This is a genomic window from Wenyingzhuangia marina (assembly GCF_900130035.1).
Classification (GTDB): Bacteria; Bacteroidota; Bacteroidia; order Flavobacteriales; family Flavobacteriaceae; genus Wenyingzhuangia; species Wenyingzhuangia marina.
Genome location: NZ_FQXQ01000009.1, coordinates 1 through 13,982, shown reverse-complemented (window position 1 = coordinate 13,982; position 13,982 = coordinate 1). Strand labels below are relative to the sequence as shown.

The window sequence follows — 13,982 nt, the reverse complement described above, 5'->3', positions numbered from 1 at the left end:
ATGATTAAAAAGATAGTGTATTTTTTTGAGGAGGATAAGACTTACATGACACAATGGCAACGAATTCATATATTTGATGAGTTAGAAAAACATGGAATTGAAATAACAGTCTTCAACCCTTTAAAGTATAAATCATATTTAGAAGCAAATAACGAACTAATTAAGCTTATAGTAAATAAATCTTTTGACTTATTTATGACGGGTATCGGAGGAGAAAAGTTATTTATTGATACACTTGAGAAAATTAAAAACAAAGGGATATTAACTTTGTTAATATGTTTTGACAACCTTCATGCTCCATATATGCATAAAAGGTTGGCTCCTCTTTTTAATTTGGTTTGGTTAACATCTAAAGAAACAATGTATTTGTTTAAAAAATGGGGATGTAATAACATTATATTTCAACCTTACGCGGCAAATCCATATGTTTTTAATCCAAATTGGACAAGCAATCAAAATATAATAAACTTTATAGGAACTCCTTACGGTAGTAGATTACACAAAATTAATTCGCTACTAAAAAACAATATTCAATGTCATGTGTATTCAAATCAGCTAATTAAAATAGATGAGCCAAATAATGTAGAGAAGATTTCATATTTAAATGTATTAAAGAATATTGTGGAATTAATGAGATTTCCTATTGGTAGAAAAGTGTTTTGTGGAGCTGTTGTAAAAAAACTTTTTTATAATAAAGAGCATATAATAACTAAGAATGAATATTTGGACATTAGTCCTTCTGTTTCTTTTGATGAAATGAAGTACATTTATGCAAATAATAGTCTTTCTTTAAATATTACAGAACTAAGAAATACATATGTTTTAAAAAAACCTTTGCATAAATTACATTTAAGAACTTTTGAAATTCCTATGTGTGGAGGGTTAGAATTAACTTCGCATACTGAGGAATTAGCAAGTTATTTTGATGAGGGGAAAGAAATAGTTTTGTATAAATCTGAGGAGGAACTTTTGTCAAAAGCTAAATTTTATTTAAACCCAAAAAATAATAATCTAATTTTAAAAATGAAAAAAAAGGCAAGGGCTAGAGCAGTAAAAGAGCATACTTGGAGCAATAGATTTGAAGCAGTTTTTGATAGGTTAGAGAAATAGTATATATGATAGAAAAGAAGTTATTAAAAAAGAATAGATATGATAGATTACTACAGTTATTAATCATATTACTCGTTTTTGGAATAATTGGGGGGGCGTTACAACCTGTTAGAATATTTACTTTATTACTTGTTCCCAAAACCATTTCTTTTTATGTGAAAAATAAAAACATGTTTAGCATGTTTATGTTCGAGTTTGTTTTTTTTGTTTGTTGGCTTTTATATGGAATTATATCTATATCTTGGGGGACTGATTTGATTTCAGGATTTAAAGAATTGTCTTATTTACTATTAAATTTTATGCTTTTTTTTGTCTTTACTTTTTTGGCTATAAAAGCGAATAAAGTATACCATTCAATTATTTTTGCATGGCTCTTTTTATTTTTATTAACAGTACCAATAGCAGTATATGAAATAATTGTAGATGTCCATTTACCTACGTCATTACAGCAGTCAAATAATATAATTGGAGGAGATGGAAGACTGCGTCATTTTGCATCTGTAACCTACGGTAATTTGAACGGTTACAATCAATTATTGGTTTACTTATGTCCTTTTATTTTTTCTTTATTCTATTTGTATAGAAAAGGTTTTCAAACTTTATTAATATCAATTCTAACCTTAATGTACTTATCAATAATATTGCTAAATTCATCTAGAGCAGCCGTTTTATCAGCAGTTATTGTAATTAGTGTTTTTTATTTAAGTAAGAAAAAGATAAATAAGTGGGTGTATATATTACCAACTCTATTTTTTATAACATTAGTTACATACTACTATGATGAAATATTTTTCATGATAACCTATAGGTTAGATCATCAAGGTTTTGAAGATGGAATAAGAACTCAAATTATTCAAAGTGGATTAATGTCTTTGGAAAATTCAATGTTTATGGGAGTTGGAGCAGGAAATTTTCAGGCAAATATGGAAGAGAATTATGATTTAGTAATAAACGCACCCCATAATTTATTTTTGGAAATTGGGGTTCAGTATGGACTATTAATATTAATGGGGTTTTTCTTTTTACTAAGAAAAATTTATAAAAATTCTAGAAGGAATAGAATTATGGTTTCTAGGTTCGTTGTTTATTCGGGTTTATTGGCTTTTCCTATTATGGCAATTATCAATAGTGGACATCTTCTAAGCATGCTTACATGGCTTTATATATACTCATTATATGTCTTTTCTAATCCAAGGTTTTTGTATAATAAATTAGTATAATGATTGCATTTTTTGACAAAATATATACAGCTACGCAAAGAATAAATATCTACTTAAAAAAAATGAGATTTGATTCCTTTTTTAGAATAATAATTAGAAGTACCGCTAACAAAATAATCCCTTTATATTTAATATTAACAGCGAAAAGAAAAAATTATTCATTAATTAACAATAGAAAAACAGAAAATAAGTTATTAGTATCTTTAACCACTTTCCCAAACCGTATTTCAAAAATATGGGTTGTTATCGAGTGTGTGTTAAGACAAAATATAAAACCTGAAAAAATTATTTTGTGGTTGTCTAAGGAGCAATTTCCAGAAATAGAGGAGTTGCCAAGAAGATTACTGGATTTAAGAGAAAGAGGGCTAGAGATAAAGATCCGTGACGGGAATCTAAGATCTCATAAAAAGTATTATTATGCCATGCTAGAGTATCCAGAGTATACAGTGGTTACCTTAGATGATGATGTTTTATATACTCCTTCTGTTTTAAAAAAATTGATAAAACTACACCAAGAATATCCTAATAATATTTGTTGCAATCATGCGAGTGTAATCAATATAAATAACAACAGTATTTCAAATTATCTAGAATGGGAAAATGTAAAACAGAGAGTTGTTAATACTGATAAAATAATGCCAATAGGTGTTGGGGGAGTTTTATATCCTAAAAAGTGTTTACATTCTTTGGTTTTTAATCAAGATGTCTTTAAGAAGTATTGTTTCTTGGCAGATGATATATGGTTGAATATGATGTCTAGATTGGCAGAAACAAACGTATCTAAAACTGATGATGAATCATTGTATTTACCTGTAATAAATAGAAATGATATAAACTTAAGCACTGAGAATGTGATAAAAGGAATGAATGATCTTCAGTTAAGAGAAACCAGAGAGTATATCATGGATAATTATGGAATGGACCCCTATAAATCAATACTATAAAGAAATAATATGAAAGCAGTTTTTATGGGCTTAGGCTATATAGGTTTACCAACAGCAGCAGTAGTAGCAAGTAAAGGTATTAAGGTAATTGGAGTAGATGTAAACCAAGAAGTAGTCGATACTATTAATAAAGGGGAAATTCATATAGTAGAACCTGATTTAGATATAGTAGTAAAAAAAGTAGTAGAAAATGGTTTTTTAAAAGCAACCACACATCCTGAAGAGGCGGATGCTTTTTTTATTGTTGTGCCTACTCCTTTTAAACAAAACAAAAGAGCAGATATTTCATATATCATTTCTGCAACCAACATGGTAATTCCATTTTTAAAAGAAGGAGATTTGTTTGTAATAGAATCTACTTCCCCAGTGATGACTACTGAAAAAATTACTGAACTTATTTTTATGGAGCGTCCAGAATTAAAAGATAAAATATACATAGCCTACTGTCCAGAGCGTGTTTTACCTGGGAATGTGTTATATGAATTGGAGAATAATGATAGAGTGATTGGTGGAGTTAATGAAATATCATCTGAAAAAGCTTCTGAATTTTACAAACAATTTGTGAAGGGAACTTTACACAAAACAAATGCTCGTACAGCTGAAATGTGTAAACTAACAGAGAACTCCTCTCGAGATGCTCAAATTGCTTTTGCAAATGAGTTGTCTATGATATGTGACAAAGCAGATATTAATGTGTGGGAATTAATAAACCTAGCAAACAAACATCCAAGAGTAAATATTCTACAGCCAGGTTGTGGTGTTGGTGGACATTGTATTGCAGTAGATCCTTGGTTTATAGTATCTGAATTTCCAGAGCAAGCACAGATGATCAAAAGAGTAAGAGAAACGAATGATTACAAAGCTGATTGGTGTGCAAACAAGGTGTTAGAAGTCTCTCAAAATTTTACCATAGCTAATAATAGAGAGCCTGTTGTTGCGTGTATGGGGCTGGCTTTTAAACCGAATATTGATGACTTAAGAGAGTCACCAGCTAAGTATATAACATCTAGAATCATTTCTGAAGTGAGAGCGGATGTGTTGGTAGTAGAGCCTAATGTAGAAAAGCATCATAGCTTTAACTTAACAAACTATCAAAAAGCCTACCAAGAGGCAGATATTGTGGTTTGGTTGGTAAATCACAAGGAGTTTTTACAGATGCCTATTACAGAGAATAAATTGGAATTAGACTTTTGTGGTGTAAGAAAATAGAAACATGAAAAAAATTTTGTTAGTGTTTGGTACTCGTCCAGAAGCAATTAAAATGGCTCCTTTGGTTAAAGAGTTTCAAAAATATCCTCAACATTTTCAACCACTTGTTTGTGTAACTGGACAACATAGGGAAATGTTGGATCAGGTATTAGCCTTGTTTAAAATTATACCAGAGTATGATTTAAATATCATGAAACCTGGTCAGGATTTATATGATATTACTTCTCGTGTTTTATTAGGAATGAAAGAAGTATTGGCTAATTCAACACCTGATATGGTCTTGGTACATGGAGATACAACTACTTCTATGGCAGCTTCATTAGCAGCTTTTTATCAAAGAATAGACATTGGACATGTGGAGGCGGGATTAAGAACCAATGATATATATAGTCCATGGCCAGAGGAAATAAATAGACAATTAACAGGTCGTTTAGCCAAATTTCATTTTGCTCCTACTAAATTAAGTAAAGAAAACTTGCAAAAAGAGGGGGTGCTAGAATCATTCATTTCTGTAACAGGTAATACTGTGATTGATGCTCTATACAATATTATTGAAATGATGAAAAATGACGATGAAACTTCTACTGAAGTTGAAAAACTCATTGAAAGCGTCGGATATTTAAATATCAAGGGAGAAAATAGAAAAAGAGTACTGATCACTGGGCATAGGCGTGAAAATTTTGGAGAAGGATTCTTAAATATATGCCAAGCAATAAAACAATTGTTATTAAAATATCCTCAAGTAGATTTCATATATCCAATGCATTTAAATCCAAATGTACGTAAACCAATTAAAGAAGTATTTAAAGAAGCAACACCAAAAAACGTCTACTTTATAGAACCGTTAGATTATTTACCTTTTGTGTATTTACTTAACAAATCAGATATAGTACTTACAGATAGTGGTGGAATTCAAGAAGAGGCACCTGGCTTGGGAAAACCTGTATTGGTAATGCGTAACACTACGGAACGACCAGAGGCTTTAGCGGCTGGAACGGTGAAATTAGTAGGTACAGATATCGAGAAAATAATATATGAGGTTTCTAAATTGATTGAAAACGAAGAATATTATACTCAAATGAGTAAGGCTCAAAATCCATATGGCGATGGAAAAGCTTGTCAAAGAATAGTAAGCTTTATAGGCAAAAGAATAGTGGGAAATGACAAAAATTAAATTATTAAGCTTAACAAATTGTCTGTTGGAGTATAGATTACCAGTGTACAATCTTTTGGCTGAGAAATTTGACTTAACAATTGCTCATTATGGTGAGTCGGTAGCTCATAGAGATATTCATTTTAAAGAAATTCTATTAACTCCAATAATTAGAGGGCCTTTTACATTTTCTAAAGAAAAATTAACAACTTTAGCAGCTGGTTTTGATGCCGTAATTGCTTTAGGAGAATTAAGAATGTGGTCTTTTTTAAAGTTAGGGTTTGTTATAAAAAGAAAATATGCATTGACATATTGGAATATTGGAGTTTCCGCATCATATAATAAGAGATATGATGAGGATAGATCGTTAGACTTCTTTAGATTTAATTTGTTAAATAGAGCAGATTCTATTGTTTTTTATACAGATTATCCTATAAAAAGGTATGTAGAGGATGGAGGAGTGCAAAGAGAAAAATTATTTGTAGCAAATAATACAGTAGAGGTAAAAGAAAGAATACAAATACCTTTTGAGAAAAAGCACTTCCTGTTTGTAGGTACATTATATAAAGCAAAAAAAATATATGATTTATTAGAAGCGTATAAAAAAGCTTATGAAATGTCAAATAATATTTATCCTTTAGTAATTATTGGAGAGGGTATTGAGAAAGAAAATGTATTAAAATTCATAAAGGAACAGCAGCTACAACATAAGATCTCGGTTAAAGGTGCTATTTATGACCAAGAGGTGCTGAAAGTTTTTTATACTGATGCAATAGCATTAATATCTCCTGGACAGGCAGGTTTAACAGTATTAAATGCTTTTGCTTATGGAGTACCATTTGTAACCACAAAAACGGCCATTACAGGTGGAGAAATATTTAATATAAAAAACGAAATAAATGGACTTTTGTATGATGACAATCATAATAATCTTAAAAATATTATATTAGAATTAACTCGCAATCCCCAGAAAGTATACCAAATGAGTGTAAATGCACAAAATCATTATTTTGAACATTCTACTTTAGATAAAATGGTTGAGGGGTTATCACAGGCGATATTATATGCTGTCAATTGTAAAAAAAAACAAAATAATCAACAATTAAGATCCATAAATAAGTAATACTCTTTTAGTAGAAGATTATATAAATACAGTGTAATTAATTACAAAATGAAAAAGAATAAAGTATTATTTTTCGGTCCCTACCCATTTCCAATTACAGGACAGTCAATCTCATTTAGAGAGGTATATGATAATTTTAGAAGTGATAAGATTTTGTTTGATACTACGAAATACGGAGATCATAAACTGTTAAATTCATTACATAGTTTAATGATGTTACCTTTTGTGTTTATGTTTTTTCGTTTTGATAAAGTATATTTTACTTGTACTAGAAGTAAGTTAGGTTTTATTAAAGATTTTCAATTGTTGTTGTTTTGTAAAATCTTTAATAAGAAAGTAATCAATCACCTTCATGGAGCAGATTTTAATTCGTTTATAAATAATTCTAAATGGTTAAAAAAAGTTATAAAATGGGCGTATCAAATCATAGATACATCAATAGTTTTATTACCTTCTATGAAATCTCATTTTTCAGATTTCCCAAAAATGAAGATTGAAGTTGTTAGAAATTGTTATACTTCTGAGTATGAAGATATAGAGGTGAATTTAAATGAAAAGAAAAGGCAGGTAATATATCTATCAAATATTATAAATAGTAAAGGTGTTTTTGTTTTCTTAGAAGCAATAGAAACCGTTTTGCAAAAAGACAAGGAAGTTGTTGTGAAAATTGCAGGGAAAATAATGGAAGATGAAACGATGATATTTGATCAAGTATCAGATGAGTTTAATAGGATAAAACAAGAGTTGAAACAAAAATATCCTGATCGTTTTTTTTATTTAGGACTGGTAAGTGGAAAAGAAAAAGAACAATTATTAATGGAAAGTTCAATCTTTGTCTTGCCAACATTTTATAAATCCGAAGCATCTCCAATTAGTATAATAGAAGCAATGAGATTTGGGAATGCAATTATAACTACAAAACACAATTATTTGACAGATTTAGTTTCAGATAAAAATGGATTTATAATAAATCCAAATTCTGTTTCTAATTTAGTAGTAGTAATAAACAAAATATTACGGAACGAGACTAAATTAAGAGCAATTCAAGAGTATAATATTCAAGAATCTATAAAAAAATATTCCCCAGTTTTTTTCAACTCCGAAATAGCTAGAATTATCACATAATATGAAAATAACAATCATTACAGTTTGTTACAATAGTGCCAAAACATTAGAAACAACGATTCAATCGGTAATAGACCAAACCTATGATGATATTGAATATATTGTGGTGGATGGGGGGTCTAAAGACCAAACTTTAGATATTATAAAAAAACATCAAAAGCGTATTTCTAAATGGATTTCAGAGCCTGATAATGGATTGTATGATGCAATGAATAAGGGGGTTTCTATGTCAACTGGAGATGTTGTAGGATTGATAAATTCTGATGATTTGTTTTGCGACAATCGAGCAATTGAAAAAGTAATGAATATTTTTAAAAAGAACATAGATATAGATTCTGTATATGCAGATTTATTTTATGTTTCTCAAAACAACATTGATAATATAGTACGAAGATGGATAACTGGAGATAAAAGAAAGTTCAGAAAAGGATGGCATCCGGCACATCCAACATTTTATGTCAAAAAAAAGATATACAATAAATATGGAAATTTTAATTTATCGTATAAGATAGCTGCTGATTTTGAAATAATGTTGAGATTTATAGAAAAGTATAAAATATCAACACAATATTTAAATGAACCTTTAGTGAAAATGCGTTTGGGAGGGGAGACAAATAAGAATTTAAAAAATATTTTTAATCAAAATATTGAATGTATAAAGGCTTTTAAACAAAATAACATAAAAGTAAATTCATTTCTATACCCTTTTATTAGAATCTTGCCAAAATTATTTCAATTTAAAAAATAACAGAATAAAATTAACTAAGATTTTGGCCTATTAATGGTGAAAATTTAGTTTTGGATTTAAGAACAAAAGCAAAGGAGTGTACTATAAGAGGTTTTGACCAAGTTCAATTGGCTTCTCAATATTTGAAGGCATTTTTAAAATTAAATAAATGAAAATACTTGTAACAGGAGCAAATGGTTTTTTAGGAAGATGTATTGTGGAAGACCTAAAAAAAGATTATTCAGTAGCTTCTCTTAGTAGACAAAAATCAGATTATAACTGCGATTTAACCAAAGGAAAGCCTTTTTTAGATGATTTCTTTGATTATGTAATTCATGTTGCTGGCAAAGCACATGTAGTCCCTAAAAATGAATGTGAAGAAAAAGAGTTTTTTGATGTGAATGTGCAAGGGACAATAAATTTACTAAAAAGTCTAGAGGAAAAGCCTCCTAAAACATTTGTTTTTATGAGTACAGTAGCTGTTTATGGAAAAGAATTTGGTGAAATGATTGATGAAAACACGCCTTTAAATGGTAAAACTGCATACGCAAAAAGTAAGATTTTAGCTGAAAGAGAAGTGATAAATTTTGGTAGAAAATATAATACAGGAGTTGTAATTTTAAGACTTCCATTAGTAATTGGAAAATCACCCAAAGGGAATTTAAAATTATTAATTAAGGCTATAAAAAAAGGATATTACTTTAGAATAGGAAAAGGAGATGCGAAACGCTCCATGGTTGCTGCTAAAGATATTACTAAATTATTAGCAACATTATGTGGTAAAGAAGGTATATATAATATAACGGATAGAAGGCATCCAAGTTTTAAAGAAATAGATACCGCTATTTCAAGTTTTTATGGCAAAAAAATTAAAGTTTTACCAGAAATTTTCATTAAAATTTTAGCTAAACTAGGGGATTTAATACCATTGTTTCCATTTAATAGTTATAAGTATCAGAAAATGACGAGCTCATTAACTTTTTTGGATGATAAAGCAGTAAAGGAATTAAATTGGTCTCCTCAAGATGCAATAAAAAGTATTGAATTATAGTTTAAAATGAATAGAACAAAGATGTTAAATATTATAATTACAGGAGGTTCTGGTTTCGTAGGAGGTAATTTGTTCAAGTATTTTAAAAATCAGAAAAGAATATTTTTAAACATCTCTAGAACTCCAAAAAAAGGGGAGTTGTCTTATGAAAATTTAAAAATGGAGGTGTGGAATCAATCTAATATTTGTATCCATTTAGCAGGAAATAATCATCAGATTAAAAATAAAATAAAAGACCAAGAATACTTTGAAGTAAATACAGAATTAACAAAACGTTTATTCAATCAGTTTTTACAAAGCGCTTGTGAAACTTTTATATACATGAGCTCCGTAAAAGCGGCAGCAGATACTGTTAATGGAGTTTTAACAGAAGAAATAGTGCCAAACCCCAAAACAGTCTATGGCTTGTCCAAATTAAAAGCAGAACAATATTTGTTAAGTCAACCTTTACCAGAGGGAAAAAGATTGTATATTTTAAGACCTTGCATGGTTCATGGACCGGGAAATAAAGGGAATTTAAACTTATTGTATAGTTTTGTGTCTAAGGGAATCCCATATCCTTTTGGAGCTTATCAAAACCAAAGATCTTTTTTATCAGTAGAAAATTTATGTTTTGTCATTAAAGAGATCATAGAGAATAAAAATATTCCTAGTGGAATATATAATGTTGCGGATAATCAACCTTTATCTACCATAAATTTGGTAAGGATTATTGGAGAGATAACGAGTAAACCTTTAAGGATTTTAAAGATTCCAAAGTATATAATAATATTGATAGCTAAACTAGGAAATGTAATTCCTATGCCTATAAACACCGACCGTTTGGTTAAATTAACAGAGAATTATGTGGTGAGCAATGAAAAAATAAAAAGGGCAATGAAAAAAGAATTACCAATAAGTACAAAACAAGGAATCATTTATACTTTACAATCTTTTTAATAAATAGTGTTTTGGGAGATATGATGAAAACCACCATATGATTAAAATTCAAGACTAGAAGTTTAAGGATGTGCTAGTTTTTTAAGACCAAAATATAAAATTCGGTAAAAGACTATGCGGAGTATTGTGAATAACGAAATTCTGTTTGTGGAATGAAAATTAATAGCTTGTTTCTCACAAATTTAATGTAGAAACAAATTTTGGTTGTTTATATTTGTCATCAAAGAAATTAGCAATTGTTATGAAGTTACAGGAAAAGAACTTAAATGGAGTAAAATTACTTTGTGTTTTGGGATTCTCCCATAGGATAACGTTAATTTCTTTGCGTTAGTATAGGCTAGGTATAGAGAAAAACAATGGAAAAAAATAAAAAAATCTATGTGGCGGGTCACCGAGGAATGGTGGGAAGTGCAGTTTGTAGAGTATTAGAAAATGAAGGTTATACAAACATCATTGGAAAAACTAGTAAAGAACTTGATTTAAGAGATTCTATAGCGGTTAAAGAATTTTTTGAAAAGGAAAAACCAGACGTGGTGATTGATGCAGCAGCTAGAGTAGGAGGTATTTTAGCAAACAATGACTATCCTTATCAGTTTCTAATGGAAAACATGCAAATTCAAAACAATCTAATTGATGCGGCTTTAAAACAAGACATTCAGAAATTTATTTTTTTAGGGAGCTCATGTATTTATCCAAAATTTGCACCTCAACCTTTAAAAGAAGAGTATTTGTTAACAGATACTTTAGAGCCTACTAACGAATGGTATGCCATTGCCAAAATAACAGGAGTAAAAGCCTGCCAAGCGATTAGAAAACAATTTGGAAAAGACTTTGTTTCTTTAATGCCTACAAATTTATATGGGACTCACGATAATTTTGATTTACAAACGTCACATGTATTACCAGCCATGATTCGTAAATTTCACGAAGCAAAATTAAATGGGAATACACCTGTAGAATTATGGGGAAGTGGAACACCAATGAGAGAATTCTTGTTTGTAGATGACATGGCAAAATCGGTAGTGTTTGCTTTAGAAAATGTATTACCAGAACATTTATACAATGTTGGGACAGGGGAAGATTTAACCATTAAAGAACTAGCAGAAACCATTCAAAAAGTAGTTGGGCATACTGGAAATATTATTTGGGACAGCTCAAAACCTGATGGGACACCGAGAAAGTTAATGGACATTTCTAAAATGCATAACTTAGGATGGAAACACCAAATAGAATTACAAGAAGGAATTGAAAAAACCTATGCATGGTTTTTAGAAAATATAGAAAATTTCAAACAAGTAAAGTTATAATAGGATAACGCGACCACAGAGAATCGAGTATCAGAAATCGTCCACCGAATATCGGTCACTGAGTGGTGGTTGCAGAGCTTGTCGAAGTAAGTCGAGATGTGGTCATCGAGCGAGGTCACTGAGCGGAGTCGAAGTGGAGTCGAGATGCGAACATCGATAATCGAAAAATGAAAAAACAATGTCAGTTCGAGCGAATTTCCAAACACAGTGAAGAAATTAGTATCGAGAACAAATAATAAAATAAATAAACTGATCATCGAACATTAGACATCGAAAATTGAAAATAAAAAAATGAAAAATAATTTCGACCTACACAGTTATTGCGTAAAATCACAAGAGAAATTTGCGTAAAAATAAAAGCTGTTTGAGTCTGATGTTTCATCGGGGGAGTTCTTTTATTTTAGCAAATGAACTTAGCGATTTAGCAATGTTTGTGAAGTCTTGATTTTTGGTTACTTTTTATCAAGAAAAAGTAATACAAGAAGAAATTAGTATCGAGAACAGATCAATACAAAAAACAACAAACTACGAACAACAAAAAACAAAAAATATGAAAGTAGCATTAATCACAGGAATCACAGGTCAAGATGGATCTTACTTAGCAGAATTATTATTAGAAAAGGGTTATATGGTGCACGGTATTAAAAGAAGATCTTCTTTGTTTAATACTGATAGAATTGATCATTTATATCAAGACCCTCATGATCCAGATCAAAGATTAAAGCTACACTACGGAGATTTAACAGATTCTATGAATTTGACAAGAATCATTCAAGAGTGTCAACCTGATGAAATCTACAATTTAGGAGCGATGTCTCATGTAAAGGTATCATTTGATTGTCCAGAATATGTGGGGAATGTAGATGGTTTAGGGACCTTGAGAATTCTAGAGGCGGTAAGACTTTTAGGGTTGACAAAAAAAACAAGAATTTATCAAGCGTCAACTTCAGAATTGTTTGGAGGATTGCCAGAAAATAAAAATGAAAGAGGATTTTATGATGAAAACTCTCCTTTATACCCACGTTCTCCTTATGGAGTAGCAAAAATTTATGGGTTCTGGATTACCAAAAATTATCGTGAAGCTTATGATATGTATGCTTGTAATGGATTGTTATTTAATCATGAATCACCAAGACGAGGAGAAACTTTTGTGACTAGGAAAATTACCCGTGCAGTGGCAAAAATAGCTTTGGGCTTACAGGATAAAGTCTACCTAGGGAATTTAGAAGCAAAACGTGACTGGGGACATGCAAAAGACTATGTGCGCATGATGTGGATGATTTTACAAGCTGACAAGGCAGAAGACTGGGTCATTGCAACAGGAGTAACAACTACAGTACGTGACTTTGTTCGTATGGCATTTGGTGAAGTAGGAATTGAAGTAGAGTTTAAGGGAGAAGGAGTAGAGGAAAAAGGGTTTATCAAAAACGTAGATAAAGAAAAATATGAGGCAGCTACAGGTATGTCAGTTCGAGTGGACGAGCAGGGCGAGGCTGTATCGAGAACAGAATTACCAACCATAGGAAAAGAAGTCCTATCCGTAGATCCTTCTTATTTCCGTCCAACAGAGGTAGATTTATTAATTGGAGATCCTACAAAAGCAAAAGAAAAATTAGGGTGGATACCAGAGTATGAACTTAAAGATTTAGTAAAAGACATGATGAAAGGTGATTTGGCTTTAATGAAAAAAGATGTAGATTTATTAAAAGCAGGTCATGAAATTTTGAAGCAGGCAGAATAAATCTGAAAAAATAAAGCGAGTTTAAAGTTAATAAATTACATGAAATAATAGGTTAAGTATGATCTATGTTATACAATGAACGTGCTTAAATAAATAATATATTATGGTGTATAGTCATCGTTTATTTTTTGATGAATTTTGTAGAAAGTCACAGTTGGTTGTTTCAACAAGTAAGAGTTTAGTGGGATGATTGTTAGTAAACAATATCAAAATTATAAACAATATAAGTATTTAACATTATGAAAGGAATTATATTAGCCGGAGGATCTGGAACCAGATTGTATCCACTCACCAAAGCAACCTCCAAACAATTATTGGCTATCTATGACAAGC

13 protein-coding genes are annotated in these 13,982 nt (G+C 30.3%); all 13 read left to right on the top strand.

Annotation, left to right across the window (positions count from 1 at the left end; all coding sequences use genetic code 11):
* Complete coding sequence (locus tag BUB70_RS13835; RefSeq protein ID WP_073122645.1) at nucleotides 1-1,110, top strand: glycosyltransferase family protein; 1,110 nt, start codon at nucleotides 1-3, stop codon at nucleotides 1,108-1,110.
* Between the two features lie 5 nt (nucleotides 1,111-1,115).
* Complete coding sequence (locus BUB70_RS13830; RefSeq protein WP_073122643.1) at nucleotides 1,116-2,330, top strand: O-antigen ligase family protein; 1,215 nt, start codon at nucleotides 1,116-1,118, stop codon at nucleotides 2,328-2,330.
* Between the two features lie 62 nt (nucleotides 2,331-2,392).
* Nucleotides 2,393-3,274, top strand: a complete 882-nt coding sequence (locus tag BUB70_RS13825; RefSeq protein WP_143155310.1) for a glycosyl transferase — start codon at nucleotides 2,393-2,395, stop codon at nucleotides 3,272-3,274.
* A 9-nt stretch (nucleotides 3,275-3,283) separates the two neighbouring features.
* Nucleotides 3,284-4,483: a UDP-N-acetyl-D-mannosamine dehydrogenase gene (gene wecC, locus BUB70_RS13820; RefSeq protein ID WP_073122640.1), complete on the top strand. Its 1,200-nt coding sequence runs from the start codon at nucleotides 3,284-3,286 to the stop codon at nucleotides 4,481-4,483.
* 4 nt (nucleotides 4,484-4,487) lie between these two features.
* Nucleotides 4,488-5,657, top strand: coding sequence for a non-hydrolyzing UDP-N-acetylglucosamine 2-epimerase (gene wecB / locus BUB70_RS13815; RefSeq protein ID WP_073122638.1), 1,170 nt, complete (start codon nucleotides 4,488-4,490; stop codon nucleotides 5,655-5,657).
* The gene (locus BUB70_RS13810) at nucleotides 5,644-6,759 is read left to right on the top strand and encodes a glycosyltransferase family 4 protein (protein ID WP_073122636.1); all 1,116 of its coding nucleotides are present in this window, start codon (nucleotides 5,644-5,646) and stop codon (nucleotides 6,757-6,759) included. Before wecB ends, BUB70_RS13810 begins: the two co-directional genes overlap by 14 nt.
* Nucleotides 6,760-6,807: 48 nt before the next feature.
* Nucleotides 6,808-7,884 carry a glycosyltransferase family 4 protein gene (locus BUB70_RS13805; protein ID WP_073122635.1) on the top strand — a complete coding sequence of 359 codons (1,077 nt, stop codon included), beginning with the start codon at nucleotides 6,808-6,810 and terminating at the stop codon, nucleotides 7,882-7,884.
* A gap of 1 nt (nucleotide 7,885) precedes the next feature.
* Complete coding sequence (locus BUB70_RS13800) at nucleotides 7,886-8,632, top strand: glycosyltransferase family 2 protein (RefSeq protein ID WP_073122633.1); 747 nt, start codon at nucleotides 7,886-7,888, stop codon at nucleotides 8,630-8,632.
* Between the two features lie 148 nt (nucleotides 8,633-8,780).
* Nucleotides 8,781-9,662 (top strand): NAD-dependent epimerase/dehydratase family protein, encoded by an 882-nt coding sequence (locus tag BUB70_RS13795; protein WP_073122632.1) that lies wholly within the window; start codon nucleotides 8,781-8,783, stop codon nucleotides 9,660-9,662.
* 6 nt (nucleotides 9,663-9,668) lie between these two features.
* On the top strand, nucleotides 9,669-10,601 hold the full coding sequence (locus tag BUB70_RS13790; protein ID WP_234950306.1) for an NAD-dependent epimerase/dehydratase family protein: 933 nt from the start codon (nucleotides 9,669-9,671) through the stop codon (nucleotides 10,599-10,601).
* Between the two features lie 356 nt (nucleotides 10,602-10,957).
* A complete protein-coding gene (locus BUB70_RS13785; RefSeq protein WP_073122628.1) occupies nucleotides 10,958-11,908 on the top strand; it encodes a GDP-L-fucose synthase family protein in 951 nt (316 codons plus the stop codon).
* Between the two features lie 550 nt (nucleotides 11,909-12,458).
* Entirely contained in the window at nucleotides 12,459-13,649 is a 1,191-nt protein-coding gene (gene gmd / locus BUB70_RS13780; protein WP_073122673.1) for a GDP-mannose 4,6-dehydratase, read from the top strand.
* A gap of 239 nt (nucleotides 13,650-13,888) precedes the next feature.
* On the top strand, nucleotides 13,889-13,982 hold a 94-nt coding region (locus BUB70_RS13775), incomplete at its 3' end, for a sugar phosphate nucleotidyltransferase (RefSeq protein WP_262508097.1).